Genomic DNA, 14,280 nt, shown 5'->3' on the forward strand with positions numbered 1-14,280 from the left:
AGATGTTTACCAAGCAAGCTTCTTTCATTAGACAACCTTTCCCAACCATTGTATGATAGAAATATATTCAATTTCAGGGTGAGGGCAAGTTATGAAACTAATGATCTCCAGATTTATCGCAATTCTGCTGCTCGTAATCCCCGGTCTTGCTGCGACTTACGGATTTCTTCTTATGAAAGATGCCTTATTCGGCTATTTCTCAGAACATGGCAATACAGGAATATCGCCGGACTTTACATGGCTTCCATTCCTTGGTGGGCTTGTCCTCTTCGCATTCGGCATCATCTTCATTGGAGGATGGACATTCTATCGCGATCGTAAACGGAATTATGTGGCACCACGATTTAAGAAGAAGCGGGCGAGACCGCAGGGATAATTACCATAGGGAAATAAAAAGAGCACTCTCTAACAATTGTCAGAGAGTGCTCTTTTTCAATTAAATTACAATTTCCAAGTAATTGAACCTTTTTCAAGTGCTCCTTTAAAGGTAAATTCAAGTTCTTTAGCTTCTTTTGGCAATTCAAATGTAACTTCTCCACGTAACTTTTTCCCTGCAGCCACATTTCCGTTTAAACTAGCTTTTTCATCGTCTGAGAGCGCAATCGAATAACTATAACCGTCACCGTCTGACATTGCTGTTTGAATAAGGGATGAAATTGTTTTATCTGCATCTCCTTTATTTTCTACAGTTACATCAACAACGACGAATTTCTTTCCATCTTTAGGCTTAATCAATTTCCCTTCGGATTCTCTAACTCCATTCAGAGTAACAGTCAAGCTGTTGAAATCAACTGCATCTCCAACTTTATATGATTCAGGAGCTTTCTTCTCTTCTTTTTTCTCAGCTTCAGCGGGTTTATCTGCCGTAGATGTCGTTGTTGCTGTTGTTCCTTGGTCTTCTGACTTTTTGATATCCGCCTTACTGCCACAAGCTGTGAACACTAAAAATGCTGATAATACCAATACCATAATTTGTAACTTTTTCACACTAATTCCCCCAATTTTCTGAAAATATAACTTTGACTTATATCACTTCGACACTATTTTACATAATCCTTCTTCTATTTCCAAAATTCAACTTTAAAATTACTTTAACTAAAAATCCAAGCCAAGTATTTAACAATATCAAAAAAGCGCCAATTTTGTGAACTGGACGCTTCTTTACGATTACTTTTTGGTTTGCACTATAATTCAGGATCAAGCAATTCACATGAACAAATTACTACCTATGCTTATCTGATCGTTTTTTCTTTTTCTTCGACTTGAACACATCTTTCTTTTCAACCGCGTCCCGGTGCGGCGGGTGGTGTTGTATGTGAGAATGAGTTGCCTCTTCCGCCGCTTCTATGGCTTCGAACAACGCTAATGAACCATCTGTCAGATTATTCGGCGAGAATGCGCCCGTCATTTTACTGAAATCTCCTGCCAAAATCACTTGAATCGTTTTATTCCGGTTGACTATGACAGATTCGATGAACAGGGCATTTGAGAATAACGCAATGATCACAGCCCATTGCTGTATCGATAAATCGAGATAAGGGTGACGTTGATTGGCATGCAAGTGTTTATGATCTCGATTAAATACATCATTTCTCTGCGTATTGGGATGTTGACTTGATGCCATCGTACACCTCACCTCCTCCGGTTCATTTCTTCCATCTATTGTATTCTGCCTCCAACAGGAGGTTCCCAACTATAAAAAGCCCTCTGATTCCATTTCTGGTTCAGAGGGCTCTCCACAATACACTTCTATTGAACGACACTACCGCCGAATAAGAAACGATGTTCCCAAGCTGTATTCTGGATTGAATCGATACGAACACCGCCTGATTTGGTAGAATACGTGTGCAAAATTTGATTATTTCCAAGGTAGATTCCCACATGAGTAATCCGTTCCGTGTTCTTATTCACACCATTGTAATAAGAAGCTTTGGAACCTTTATAGGACATAAAGAACATCAGATCTCCGCGTTTCAATGAGGCAATACTTTTCTTCGCTGTTGAATTGCTCTTCACCCAAGCACCCTGCTTGCGTGAATCCGATGGTAATACAATACCTAACGCTTCCTTATAGGCTTGTCTGACAAAATCAGAGCAATCAAAGGTTTTAGTCGTATTACGATCGGATCCGAACTCGTAAGGGACACCTAAATATTTCTTTCCTGTAGTAATGACTTTCTCGACTTTAGACGAAGACGGCGTTGGAGCAACCGTACCGCCAATTTCTATATATTTACTGCTTGAGCTTATGTAACCAACCTGACCTTCTCCATCCCATACTTGCAACCAATTAGCATCGACTTTCTTCAGTATGCCTACGACATGGCCAGATTCTAATTTCTTAATAATTGCTCCATTCGTCGATGGTTGGGTTCTTAAATTTACTCTTGCGACAATTCGGCCTGACTCTGCATTTCCCGTAATATTAAGATATTTCGCTGCGGTGCTTAAGTATCCGATATTACCTGAACTGTCTTGTGCATGGTACCAGCTTGCATTCGCTTGACCCAGTATTGTTATTTTCTCACCTGCTGGCAGATTGCGCAGCACCCTTGTTGCTGTAGAAGGTCCTACTCGCAAATTCACTTTATTTTTCACTGTTGCAAGTTTTGCGCCGGCAGCTGTCTGAACTGCTTTAGATGACGCCGCCGCAAATGTCGATACCTCTTCCAAGTTAGGCAGATCCGGATCGCTTTCATCAACTAGCAAGTTCGTTGTGTTTGAACCTTGTCCCAAATTAGAGCTTGTCTGATTTGCGACTGGTGCGCTCGCTGCACGGATTGTCGTTGCACCCATTTGGAATGCCATAGTGCACATAATAAGGCCTAGTAACATCTTTTTCATGATTAAGTATCCTCCCTGATGTCCGATACTGCGAAATACAGTACCGCTTATGAATGTGATGTGTTTGTGATTACACTGTCAAAATATTGCAATATTGACTTTTACTATCAAATTGTTTAGTTCAATTCCAATTACTCTATTTACTATACCAGTAGTCTTCTAAACCTACTATCGGACCAAATTCATATAAGTTACGTTTTTGTAACTTTTAAAATAGGACTATAGTCACTAAAACCACTTGTTTTTGTAAATGAATGGTAGATGCTGGATTCTAAATAAGTTATGAAAAATTACATTATTGTAAATAAAAGATCGAAATAGGAATCTCTATCTAGTAACAAGGTATAATAAAAATTCCACTTATCGTGCATGAAAATCACAAATCGTGGAAACCTATGGCTGTTATGGAATGAAGGAGGTGTCAACATGAACAATAATTCTCACAATCAAGCTTCAAAAGCGGAGGTTCAATCCACAGAACTCAATAAAATGCCTGCTGCGAATACATCCGATACAGAGTTCTCTGCGGAAGAAGCGGCTGAAGCTTTTACAAATCAATCCTCGGCTGCTGCGCAATCTGCTGAAGACCAACAATAAGTACATCACAAAAACCGTCTAGTACATGTACTGGACGGTTTCTACTTGAAAATACAATTCATTAAAGATGAACTATCTCTCCACAAATTTGGCATTCCAGCGCAGGAGCATCTGTACGTAGTACATTCCCATGCTCATCATAGATGGTGTCCTTAATTTGTTCCATTTGATCGACAGCCCCGCATTCCGGACATACTTTACGTTGCGAGGGAACTGCTGCTGTAGGCTGTAGTATCATCGGTTCTGCTGTCAATCCACCGACAGATACAACACTTGAATGAGCTGCTCTAGGTTCATGATTCATGATCGAGAGCATCTTCATGGATTTCATCTCTTCCCTAAGACCATTTAAATCCGTTTTTAATTCCTGCGAATAACCGTTTTGTTTCAAACAAAACTCCAAGATCACATTTAATTTCTCATCTAAAGCATTTATTTGACGAGTGAGATTCGTTAGTCTCTGATCAATGTTCTGTTCATGATGTTCCATTTCAAATACTCTCCCTATGTACATTATGATGGAGCATGTAAATGCTATTTTAACTGCCATGATACATGATATTTAACGGAAAATCCAACAAACATCATGCTATTGAACATTATATGTACATGCTTCTGATAATGCAAAAAAAGGCTGCGAATTGCAGCCTTTTTATTTTCTACTATTTCACTTTTAGCTCACCTTATGCTCAATCCGCAGCTTATCCGCCACCATCGCAATGAATTCACTGTTGGTAGGCTTCGACTTCGAGATGTTGATTGTGTAGCCGAACAAGTAAGAGATGCTGTCGATGTTGCCACGCGTCCATGCCACTTCAATCGCATGACGGATCGCACGCTCGACACGTGATGGTGTCGTTTTGAATTTCTCGGCGATCGCCGGATACAAAGTCTTCGTAATAGCACCAAGAATTTCGATGTTATTGTAGACCATAGTAATCGCTTCGCGCAAGTATTGATATCCTTTGATGTGGGCAGGTACACCAATTTCATGAATAATGGATGTGATATTCGCGTCTAAGTTCTTACCGCCTTTGGCGATTGGTACTACATTGCTCGACGACTTCACGGTATTCGAGATTGACATACTGCCGGAAGACGAACTAAGGCTTTGTGTACCCACCAATTGACGAACACGATTCGCAAGAATTTCCAGATCAAATGGTTTTAGTATGTAATAGGAAGCTCCAAGCTGAACAGCGCGCTGTGTAATATTTTCTTGTCCAAATGCGGTCAGCATAATCACTTTCGGCTGCGGGCTCAAATTCATCTCACGTAACCGTTCTAGAACACCTAGTCCATCCAAATGTGGCATAATGATATCCAGGATAATCACATCTGGCACTTGACGGGATTCTTCAATGATACGTAATACTTCCTCCCCATTATAAGCAATACCTGCTACGCTCATATCTCCTTGCTCCGAAAAATACTCTGCCAATAAGTTTGTAAACTCCCGGTTGTCGTCTGCTAACAATACCTCAATCTTTTGCACACGATATCCTCCCTTAATTCCTAGTAAAATTTTCTTTTTTACCTGTCCGAGAATAGAAATTCGACATACACCATTAAATTCCTTCTGTCGAATAATTATTTTCTTTATTTTTTTCACAATATATTTTATAATAATTATTTTGCTACATTTCACAACAACGTTCGTTTCAATTCGACAAAAAATCTTAAGGCTGCTAGCTCGCCTTAAGATTTGTGTTCGAGGATCTCAGCATCACACCTGCGTCCTGCAGCATCCATTCAATAAAGCATCCATAGCCGGATTTCGGATCATTTACAAATACATGTGTTACGGCACCGATCAGCTTCCCATTTTGAATAATCGGACTACCGCTCATGCCTTGTACGATCCCACCTGTCTTATCAATTAAACGTGGGTCAGTAATTCGGATAACCATCCCTTTGGTCGCAGGACTCGACTGATGTGTGACGTGCGCAATTTCGATATCAAAGCGTTCTACCTGCTGACCGTCAATAACGGTAAGGATCTGGGCAGGACCGATTTTCACATCCTCTGCAAAAGCAACCGGAATTCCTTCCTTAAATAAGCTGTGATCAGGATTTTCTTTCATTTTGCCAAAAATACCGAAATGCGTATTTCGCTCGACATTCCCAAGAACTTTACTCTCTTTGAGGAAATAAGCTTTTTTCTCACCGGGTTCCCCATTCTGGCTCTTAGAAATGGAAGTGACGTTCGACTGAACAATTTCTCCGTCGCCAACAACAATCGGTGTCTGCGTATCCATGTCAGTGATGACATGCCCTAATGCACCGAATACACCTTGATCAGGAGCATAAAACGTCAGCGTTCCAACACCAGCTGCAGAGTCCCGGATATAGAGTCCAAGACGCCATGTCTTCTCTTCTACATCATAAGCGGGTGTTAATTGGGTTGTAAACTCGGACTGATTCCGCTTAATCGTCAGCTCAATCGGTTGTTTGGATTCCCCAGCAGCAGTGACAACAGGTGCTACTTTGGTGACATCATTCAGGAATTTCCCATTCATTCGAGTAATCAAATCACCCATTTGAATGTTTGCATCCTCACCGGGAGACACTTTACGCTGACCATTCACAGCAACCAGATGATGCCCGACAACCAGAATACCGGCTGATTTTACTTTGACACCAATCGTCTGCCCGCCAGGAATGACCTTCAAATCAGGCACAACATTCACTTTAACGGTCTTCAGTGGAATCTTGCCAAATAAGCGAAGCTTTAATTCCGCTTGACCGCTTTGCTGTGTCTTCAGACGAATTGGCTCCCTCAGGGAGACGTTCAAAGATGGCTGTGCTGTTCCATTGACCGAAATGATATCGGGGTGATCAATCACCGCCTGGGCCATTACCGGCATATTCAGCCGAAGTTCCTTTTGCTGTCCCGAGAATAACCTAATTTCACTCGGGAACGTCGAGAAATACTGAAAAGGTGCCGTTGTACTAAGCATACAAACGAAGAAGACAAGTAAAAGACCAAGAAATCTTTTGCTCTGCTTGGAGTTCAAGGTGTCACACGCTCCCTTTCCTTCTATCGCTTGACGAGAAAGGTTGTCGCCAATTGCGTACCTTTAAGATAACCTTGGCTAGAGCGTTTTATTACTGCAAATGATTCCTAGACCGCTTTCCTTGTATCCGCTAAAATTAACATTTCTTGTGCGTGATGCAGCGTTTTTTCGGTGATTTCCACGCCGCCGAGCATCCGTGCCAACTCCTTGATCCGACCCTCTTCCACAAGTTCTTCAACCTGTGTCATGGTGCGCCCTTCAACGACATTCTTCTGAATTAAATAATGATGATCTGCCATACAAGCCACCTGTGGCAAATGTGTAATCGAGAATACTTGACACTGACGGGATAAAGATGACATTTTCTCAGCGATCGATTGTGCAGCGCGACCACTAACTCCTGTATCCACTTCGTCGAATACCAAGACAGGAACACGATCAATCGTGGCAAAAATCGATTTCAACGCAAGCATCATCCGGGACAATTCCCCACCTGACGCAATTTTATGTAATGAACGCAAAGGTTCTCCAGGGTTCGGAGAAATCAGGAACTCCGCCGAATCATATCCATGTTTCGTAAATCTTACAGGTACCCCATCGACATCAAGACCGTCAGGGGCTTCCATTCGTTCCAATTTAACCTCAAGCCGCGTACGCTCCATCTGGAGGCTCTTGAGCTCCGCTTCCATCTCAGAGGCTAATTGTTCAGCACATTGCTTACGAAGCCCGCTAAGCTGTCCTGCAAGCTTAACAAGCTGTACAAATTCTTGATCCACTTGCTGCTGCAGTTTCTGGATCATTTCATCTTTATTCTCAATCATGTCCGTTTCTTTACGGATTCGTTCCAGATAGTTCAAGATCTCTTCCACATTGTCGCCATATTTCCGACGGAAAGATGAGATCAGATCCAGACGCTGCTCCACTTCTTCAAGCCGTACAGGGTTGAATTCGATCTCTTCACGATAATCCCGCAGTTGAAAGGCGACATCCTCAATTTGATAAAAGGCGGACTGGAGCTGCTCCACAATCGGTCCAAGCCGCTGTGAATCGAAGGCCATAATATCCTCTAATTTGGAGACAGCCTTACCGAGTGCATCCAAACCTTTATTACCATAGACTTGTCCATAGGCGTCGTTTACGGAATCCATCATCCGTTCCGCATTCGCAAGCTTGCGTTTTTCCTCCGCTAACAATTCATCTTCACCGATCTTGAGTCCAGCATTCGATATTTCTTCGATCTGGAACCGATATAGATCAAGCATCTGATAGGCCTTTTGGCTGGAATCCTCGAGCTCCTGCAGCTCTCTACGTAACTTAGAATGACGAGCATAGACCTGCTGATACGCATCCTTCACAGGTCCGATGGTCGCTTCACCGAACGTATCCAGCAAAGATAAATGCTTATCGACCTTCAGGAGCGATTGATGTTCATGCTGACCATGAATATTCACCAAATGCTCACCTATCTCTCGCAGCATCGATAAATTCACCAGCTGTCCATTAATGCGGCTCATGCTCTTTCCTTGCGAGCTGAGCTCACGACGAATCACCAAATGCTCCTCAGCTGACGCCATGATGCCTAGATTCGCCATCACGGACCATACCGGATGATCGGGAGGCAGTTCGAACAGCGCCTCAACTTCGGCCTTATCACACCCATACCGCACCAAATCTGCTGAACCACGTCCGCCGATGACTAAACTTAACGCATCAATGATGATCGATTTACCTGCACCGGTCTCCCCTGTCAGTACATGAAACCCGTTATGAAAAGAGACGGTCACCGCCTCGACCACCGCAAGATTTCGTATTGATACAGCCGCTAACATCCGGCCACCCCCAACTTAAGAAAATTATGAAATAAAGGACATGATTTGCCCGACGATCTTATCACTATCTTCTTTCGTGCGACAAATGATCAACATCGTGTCATCCCCACAAATCGTCCCCATAATCTCAGTCCATTCAAGATTGTCCATAAGAACGGCAATCGAGTTCGCTGTTCCTGGTAAACACTTCATAACGATCAGGTTATTCGTCGAATCAATATGTACAAAGTTGTCGACGAGCGCCCGCTTTAGTTTCTGTACCGGATTGAAGCGTTGATCTGTTGGCAATGAATATTTATACCGCCCATCATCCATCGGTACTTTAATCAAATGCAATTCTTTCATATCTCTAGATACCGTCGCTTGTGTCACATGAAATCCCGAAGACCGTAATGCCTCGACCAAATCGTCCTGCGTCTCAATTTCTCGGTTCGTTATAATTTCACGAATTTTGATATGACGATTTCCCTTCATAAAATCCCTCACTCTTCTTCAAGTTGAAAATGAATTTGTTGTAATTGCTGTTCCTTCTCATCTACATATAGAATCCCATCAATATCACTGTACAGCAGAAAATAAGGCAACAGCCGATCTCTCACGCTGCTGGCTGTCCACTCGATGGGTTTACGATCGCGAGCAACCTTTACAATGTAGGTCTGTCCATCTCGCCTCGCTACGTAATCCACGAATAACCGGCTATCTAATTGTATATCATTCACAAGAAAATAAAATGGGATTCGAACCTTACCACCGATGATCTCATAACCATCCTGTTCCATCAATTGGAATGCGACGGTGTTCTCATTCATTTCGGTATGGATTGGCACGCTTGAGTAGTTCGTACGAAGTGGGGAATGCAGCCATCTTCTAAGTCCAAAATAAGCCCATAATACAGCGATTACCACGATACCGACCATGACAATTTCATCACTGTGTCCCATTACGAATCACCTCGAGAATATATTCGAGGCTACGGATCGATTTCCTTTTTTTTCGAGGAGGATTGGGCCTTTCAAACAAAAGAAACTCACCCTTTGGTGGATGAGTTTCCTGTAAACGTGTTCGCTGCTTCTTGGACGACAGCCGCAATTCTCGCTGTATCCAACGGTTCAGCCTCGCCCTGCACATCGGATGGTCTCTTCCATTCCCAACATGCCAGGAATTCAATATTCCCTTCACCACCCGTAATGGGGGAGAAGGTTAAGCCTTGCAGCCTAAATCCTAATCCGGCCGCGTACGTCAAAATCGAAGTCAGCACTTCTTCATGAACTTTCGGTTCACGCACGACGCCTGACTTCCCGACTTTCTCACGCCCCGCTTCGAATTGCGGCTTAATCAGTGCCACAACTTGTGCTGGCTCCTCAAGCAATTCAATGAGTGGCGGAAGGATAATCTTCAGGGAGATGAATGATACATCAATGGATGCCATATTCGGCCGCGGCCCCTTCAGATCTGCTGGTGTCGTATACCGGAAATTGGTGCGCTCCATGACATCAACACGTTCATGATTTCGCAACGACCAGTCAAGCTGATTGTAGCCTACATCAATCGCATAAACATAGCTTGCGCCATGCTGCAATGCACAATCGGTAAATCCACCCGTCGAAGCACCGATATCCAGCATGACACGTCCGTTCATATCGATCTCAAAATAGCGCAGCGCCTTCTCTAACTTCAGTCCGCCACGACCCACATAGGGATGCAACTGGCCCTTCACAAGAAGTTCCGTGGACCTAGGAATCTTCGACCCAGCTTTCTCTTGCCGTTCCCCATCTTTGTTAAATACGATACCCGCCATAATCGCGGCTTTCGCCTTCTCACGACTTTCAAAAAAACCTTGCTCAACGAGCAGAACGTCAATCCGTTCTTTCTGTTCAGACATTCATTTACCCTCTTCTACTTCGCTCGCGACCGAATGCGCGGTTTCATATTCTTTATCTCAGCCATCACGTGTTCAACTGTAAGACCAACCTCTTGGCGCTGCTCCTTCACACTGCCGTGCTCTACGAAGTAATCTGGAATTCCCATGAGTTTGACACGCATATCGTAGATGTCTTGTTCTGCATAGTATTCCAGAATCGCGCTGCCGAGTCCACCCATTTGGGCGCTTTCTTCCATTACGATCAGATCTAACCGATCGTTGGCGAGCTGCTGCAGCATCGCGCCATCTAATGGTTTAATGAATCTTGCATTGATTACGCGAACATTCAGCCCTTCGCGTTTCAATTGCTCTGCGGCTTCAAGTGCAACTTGAACCATAGGACCAATTGCAGCAATCGCAAAGGATTCGCCATCACGCACAACTTCCCACTCACCGATCGGAATCGGTGTCATCACAGGATCATAGGCTACACCAACACCATTCACACGTGGATACCGAACGGCGATTGGCCCGTCATTATAGTCGACTGCCGTCTTCAGCATATGCCGAAGCTCGTTCTCGTCTTTCGGCATCATCATGACCATATTCGGGATATGGCGCATGAATGAGATATCGTAGACCCCTTGGTGCGTCTCGCCATCTGCACCAACGAACCCTGCACGATCAATCGCGAAGATGACATTCGCATCCTGACGACAAATATCATGCACGATTTGGTCATATGCACGTTGCATGAACGTCGAGTAAACCGCATATATCGGTTTTAGCCCTTCCATTGCGATCGCGGCACACATTGTCGCAGCATGCTGCTCGGCAATGCCGACATCAATCATTCGATCAGGGAAGCGTGCTGCAAATTTCAGAAGTCCTGATCCGCTTGGCATCGCAGGGGTCACAGCAACGATGCGTGGATCTTGTTCCGCAAGTTCAATGATCGCATCACTGAATACTTCCGTATACATCGGATTGCCTACAGCCTTCACGACTTGACCGGACTCGATTTTGTATGGCGTAATGCCATGCCATTTATGGGAATCTGCTTCTGCAGGAGAATAGCCTTTTCCTTTGGTCGTAAGGACATGGACAAGAACAGGTCCATTCACTTGACTTGCCTGCTTGAACGTATCTTGCAACGATTCGAGGTCATGCCCATCCACTGGACCCAGATATGTAAACCCGAGTTCCTCGAACAACACACCCGATACAACGAGATATTTCAGGCTGTCTTTCAGACGTTCTGCCGTCTTCGCGAGCGCCCCGCCAATTGCAGGAATTTTTTTCAAGAAACTTTCAAGTTCTTCTTTGGCGCGCTTATATGTTTTGTCCGAACGAATTTTACCTAAGTAATGATGCATCGCGCCAACATTCGGGGCGATCGACATTTCATTGTCATTCAATACAACAATCAAATTCTTCTTCTCATGCCCAATGTGATTTAGCGCTTCAAACGCCATCCCGCCGGTTAACGCACCATCACCAATCACAGCAATGACACGGTTGTTTTCCCCTTTAAGATCACGCGCAGTCGCCATACCCATTGCTGCTGACAAAGAAGTACTGCTATGCCCTGCTTCCCATACGTCATGATCACTCTCTGAACGCTTGACGAAGCCACATAGTCCTTTATACTTGCGAAGCGTATCGAATTGTTCTCTACGACCTGTTAGTATTTTGTGCACATAAGCTTGATGCCCAACATCAAAAATAATTTTATCTTTCGGACTATCAAACAAGTAGTGCAAAATAACCGTGAGCTCGACTACACCCAAATTCGGCGCAAGATGTCCCCCAGTGACCGATAGTTTCTCGATCAAAAATTGACGAATCTCTCCCGACAATTGAGCGAGCTCCTCAACCGAACACTTCTTTAAATCGTTTGGTTGATTAATCTGTTCGAGTAACACGTTATTTTCCTCGCTTTCCATTGTTCGGTTTGCTTTTTTTCTTCGTGAAAATTCGAATGTGGAGTCTTCGTTCCAGTAGATCGAAGAACTTCCCGATCGAGAGCACGATAGCCGTGGAGTAGTGAATCGCAAAACTTTTGCCAACCGCCTTACCTCCAACCGTGAGCGCAGATACTAATCCCGCAAACACAACGCTCGTGACCATTCGAAACATTTCATTGCCTTGATTCATGGAGAGAAGCAAATTACCGACGACGAGCGCGCTTGCAGCACCACTGATGACCCCCGTCATATCGCCGATGACGTCATTACAAATATTCGAAAATCGATCCGCATTTCGGATAATATAAATCCCTTGTCTTGAGCCCCTAACTCGCTCTGCAGCCATCGCGTGAAAAGGTTTCTCGCTCGCAGCCGCCGCTGCTAGGCCCATCATATCGAACACAATGCCAATCAAGATCAGCAGCAAGACGATGATGACGCCTATGCCAAATCCGACACCCGATAAAACCGTTGTAGAGATGACCGAGAAGATACAGGCCAATAGGAACGTAACAATAGAAATAAAAATACTCCATTTCATGGAGTGCTTCAATGAAAATTTCATTTCAATCTCTCCCAATATAAGAAAGAGATGAGTGGTAACTTCGAGAGTAAACGCTGTGGCTTAGGTCCAGTAGGTTTTCCCAGACAGGTCTCCTTCACGTTGCCGATCAGGCGGTTTCCCTTTATGCCCATCTTGACGTCGTTGCCGAACATCAGACTAGATTACCACTTAGTCCACACTATAATCCTCAAGAAGTCTCACGTACGCAAACAGTCTAGGAGTTTTCCTCAGCAATCCTGAACCGCTTCATATCCTCTTTTGCAGACGAACTTTCATGCAGCATCCGAAGGTTAACACTTTGGCCGAAGCGCTAGCCTCGTACACATCTGCAATCCCTGTGAATCCGCTCAAGGCAGGCTACGCTGCAAACAAGTCATCCTTAGATATTGCTTCTACTAATCCATATATGAGTCAATCCCGACTCGCAATACAGGTTCATACCCCAAGCCGTAGCAATTCATACGAGGATGTCTTGCCACATACTTGGGCCTCCGCGGAAGCGGGGTCAACGCCCACATGCCATTGTGGATCGCCCCACGACCTTAACTCCCAGCATCAACCCCCGACTGGGCGTCAGAAGCCAACACCAGGAACTTCATCGATGTGCCCTTTAGCGAATTTTTAGCCCCGCCTTCAGAAACGGTAGACTGACTAGAATACTGCACCACTCTACGTACGACTTATTATATCATAATACTGTATTTTATACGCAGCAATTAATGGTCGCGTTTCATTAAATAATCAGCTAGCTCGATTAGACGCTGCGGGCTCGCTAAGTTCACGCCTTCAATCGCTTCTTTTGCTTCCCGTGTAAGACGTTCAATTTCCACCTGAGATGCCTCAATACCGATAAAGTATGGATATGTCACCTTACTCTGCGCCACATCACTTTGCGTCTTTTTGCCAAGCTTCTGTTCATCTCCAATGAGGTCCAACACATCATCTTGAATCTGGAAAGCCAGCCCGATTTGTCGTCCGAAAGTCTCTAGTGCAGTGAGTTGTTCTTCCGACGCGCCTGCAACTCGGCCACCTGCACGAAGCGAGAATACGATCAAATCTCCTGTCTTATGCAGATGGATGTATTGCAGCTGTTCAAGCGATGTAATCCCCTGCTCGCCGATCATATCCGCTGCTTGTCCACCGACCATTCCCCTCGCGCCAGCAAGAACCGACAGTTCCTCAATGATTGCAAGCACTTGATCCGTTGGAACCCGATGCTTCCTTGATGCTTGAACCACTTGATGAAATGCATGTGTCAATAGCGCATCCCCGCCGAGTATGGCCATTGCTTCCCCATGCACTTTGTGATTCGTGAGTTTCCCACGTCTGTAATCATCGTTATCCATCGCCGGCAGATCATCATGAATCAACGAGTATGTATGAATCATCTCAATTGCACAGGCAACTGGCATAGCCGATGGAACAAGCTCTGCTCCACCCACAGCTTCGGCTGCTGCTAGAACAAGGATAGGACGAATTCGTTTTCCACCAGCAAGCAGGGAATAGCGCATCGACTCACGCAAAGAGGCAGGCATCTCCCAATCAAGGGGAATGCTGCCGGATAGAGCTTCTTCCACTGCTGCTCTGGATCTTGTCATAT

General features: G+C 44.5%; 15 protein-coding genes. 2 read left to right on the forward strand and 13 right to left on the reverse strand.

The features are described 5' to 3' along the window. Window positions 1–91: 91 nt before the first annotated feature. Complete coding sequence (locus AC3WU2_RS11920; protein WP_018755225.1) at window positions 92–376, forward strand: DUF2627 domain-containing protein; 285 nt, start codon at window positions 92–94, stop codon at window positions 374–376. 65 nt (window positions 377–441) lie between these two features. On the opposite strand, the gene AC3WU2_RS11925 is transcribed toward AC3WU2_RS11920, so the two are convergent. The 3 genes from AC3WU2_RS11925 to AC3WU2_RS11935 all read right to left on the reverse strand — a co-directional run bounded on the left by AC3WU2_RS11925 (window position 442) and on the right by AC3WU2_RS11935 (window position 2,844). Beyond that, window positions 442–987: a DUF4352 domain-containing protein gene (locus AC3WU2_RS11925; protein WP_492454323.1), complete on the reverse strand. Its 546-nt coding sequence runs from the start codon at window positions 985–987 to the stop codon at window positions 442–444. 235 nt (window positions 988–1,222) lie between these two features. Continuing rightward, on the reverse strand, window positions 1,223–1,624 hold the full coding sequence (locus tag AC3WU2_RS11930) for a hypothetical protein (protein ID WP_492454325.1): 402 nt from the start codon (window positions 1,622–1,624) through the stop codon (window positions 1,223–1,225). Window positions 1,625–1,749: 125 nt separating this feature from the next. Then, entirely contained in the window at window positions 1,750–2,844 is a 1,095-nt protein-coding gene (locus AC3WU2_RS11935) for a C40 family peptidase (RefSeq protein WP_492454327.1), read from the reverse strand. A 426-nt stretch (window positions 2,845–3,270) separates the two neighbouring features. On the opposite strand from AC3WU2_RS11935, the gene AC3WU2_RS11940 reads away from it, so the two are divergent. Further along, on the forward strand, window positions 3,271–3,441 hold the full coding sequence (locus tag AC3WU2_RS11940) for a hypothetical protein (RefSeq protein WP_018755222.1): 171 nt from the start codon (window positions 3,271–3,273) through the stop codon (window positions 3,439–3,441). Between the two features lie 61 nt (window positions 3,442–3,502). Here AC3WU2_RS11940 and AC3WU2_RS11945 read toward each other — a convergent pair whose 3' ends face one another. The 10 genes from AC3WU2_RS11945 to AC3WU2_RS11990 form a co-directional block, all read right to left on the reverse strand. After that, window positions 3,503–3,931: a hypothetical protein gene (locus AC3WU2_RS11945; RefSeq protein ID WP_492454329.1), complete on the reverse strand. Its 429-nt coding sequence runs from the start codon at window positions 3,929–3,931 to the stop codon at window positions 3,503–3,505. 183 nt (window positions 3,932–4,114) lie between these two features. Continuing rightward, window positions 4,115–4,936, reverse strand: a complete 822-nt coding sequence (gene spo0A, locus AC3WU2_RS11950) for a sporulation transcription factor Spo0A (protein WP_018755144.1) — start codon at window positions 4,934–4,936, stop codon at window positions 4,115–4,117. Window positions 4,937–5,129: 193 nt separating this feature from the next. Next, a complete protein-coding gene (gene spoIVB, locus AC3WU2_RS11955) occupies window positions 5,130–6,458 on the reverse strand; it encodes a SpoIVB peptidase (RefSeq protein ID WP_018755143.1) in 1,329 nt (442 codons plus the stop codon). A gap of 107 nt (window positions 6,459–6,565) precedes the next feature. Continuing rightward, entirely contained in the window at window positions 6,566–8,287 is a 1,722-nt protein-coding gene (gene recN, locus AC3WU2_RS11960) for a DNA repair protein RecN (RefSeq protein ID WP_379348367.1), read from the reverse strand. Window positions 8,288–8,311: 24 nt separating this feature from the next. After that, window positions 8,312–8,761: a transcriptional regulator AhrC/ArgR gene (gene ahrC, locus AC3WU2_RS11965; RefSeq protein WP_018755141.1), complete on the reverse strand. Its 450-nt coding sequence runs from the start codon at window positions 8,759–8,761 to the stop codon at window positions 8,312–8,314. An 8-nt stretch (window positions 8,762–8,769) separates the two neighbouring features. After that, a complete protein-coding gene (locus AC3WU2_RS11970) occupies window positions 8,770–9,228 on the reverse strand; it encodes a hypothetical protein (RefSeq protein ID WP_018755140.1) in 459 nt (152 codons plus the stop codon). A gap of 86 nt (window positions 9,229–9,314) precedes the next feature. Then, complete coding sequence (locus tag AC3WU2_RS11975) at window positions 9,315–10,169, reverse strand: TlyA family RNA methyltransferase (RefSeq protein WP_492454334.1); 855 nt, start codon at window positions 10,167–10,169, stop codon at window positions 9,315–9,317. A gap of 14 nt (window positions 10,170–10,183) precedes the next feature. Next, entirely contained in the window at window positions 10,184–12,073 is a 1,890-nt protein-coding gene (gene dxs, locus AC3WU2_RS11980; protein WP_492454336.1) for a 1-deoxy-D-xylulose-5-phosphate synthase, read from the reverse strand. Between the two features lies 1 nt (window position 12,074). Then, window positions 12,075–12,680, reverse strand: coding sequence for a hypothetical protein (locus AC3WU2_RS11985; RefSeq protein ID WP_492454338.1), 606 nt, complete (start codon window positions 12,678–12,680; stop codon window positions 12,075–12,077). Between the two features lie 716 nt (window positions 12,681–13,396). Beyond that, window positions 13,397–14,278 (reverse strand): polyprenyl synthetase family protein, encoded by an 882-nt coding sequence (locus AC3WU2_RS11990; RefSeq protein WP_492454710.1) that lies wholly within the window; start codon window positions 14,276–14,278, stop codon window positions 13,397–13,399. Between the last annotated feature and the right edge of the window lie 2 nt (window positions 14,279–14,280).

Source organism: Paenibacillus sp. EB106-05-06-XG162 (assembly GCF_058791655.1).

What these genes read in the sequence shown, in the direction of transcription:
- AC3WU2_RS11990 (WP_492454710.1), bottom strand. Translation starts at nt 14,278, where the DNA reads ATGACAAGATCCAGAGCAGCAGTGGAAGAAGCTCTATCCGGCAGCATT.
- AC3WU2_RS11935 (WP_492454327.1), bottom strand. Translation starts at nt 2,844, where the DNA reads ATGAAAAAGATGTTACTAGGCCTTATTATGTGCACTATGGCATTCCAA.
- AC3WU2_RS11945 (WP_492454329.1), bottom strand. Translation starts at nt 3,931, where the DNA reads ATGGAACATCATGAACAGAACATTGATCAGAGACTAACGAATCTCACT.
- ahrC (WP_018755141.1), bottom strand. Translation starts at nt 8,761, where the DNA reads ATGAAGGGAAATCGTCATATCAAAATTCGTGAAATTATAACGAACCGA.
- AC3WU2_RS11920 (WP_018755225.1), top strand. Translation starts at nt 92, where the DNA reads ATGAAACTAATGATCTCCAGATTTATCGCAATTCTGCTGCTCGTAATC.
- AC3WU2_RS11985 (WP_492454338.1), bottom strand. Translation starts at nt 12,680, where the DNA reads ATGAAATTTTCATTGAAGCACTCCATGAAATGGAGTATTTTTATTTCT.
- AC3WU2_RS11975 (WP_492454334.1), bottom strand. Translation starts at nt 10,169, where the DNA reads ATGTCTGAACAGAAAGAACGGATTGACGTTCTGCTCGTTGAGCAAGGT.
- recN (WP_379348367.1), bottom strand. Translation starts at nt 8,287, where the DNA reads ATGTTAGCGGCTGTATCAATACGAAATCTTGCGGTGGTCGAGGCGGTG.
- AC3WU2_RS11930 (WP_492454325.1), bottom strand. Translation starts at nt 1,624, where the DNA reads ATGGCATCAAGTCAACATCCCAATACGCAGAGAAATGATGTATTTAAT.
- AC3WU2_RS11970 (WP_018755140.1), bottom strand. Translation starts at nt 9,228, where the DNA reads ATGGGACACAGTGATGAAATTGTCATGGTCGGTATCGTGGTAATCGCT.
- AC3WU2_RS11940 (WP_018755222.1), top strand. Translation starts at nt 3,271, where the DNA reads ATGAACAATAATTCTCACAATCAAGCTTCAAAAGCGGAGGTTCAATCC.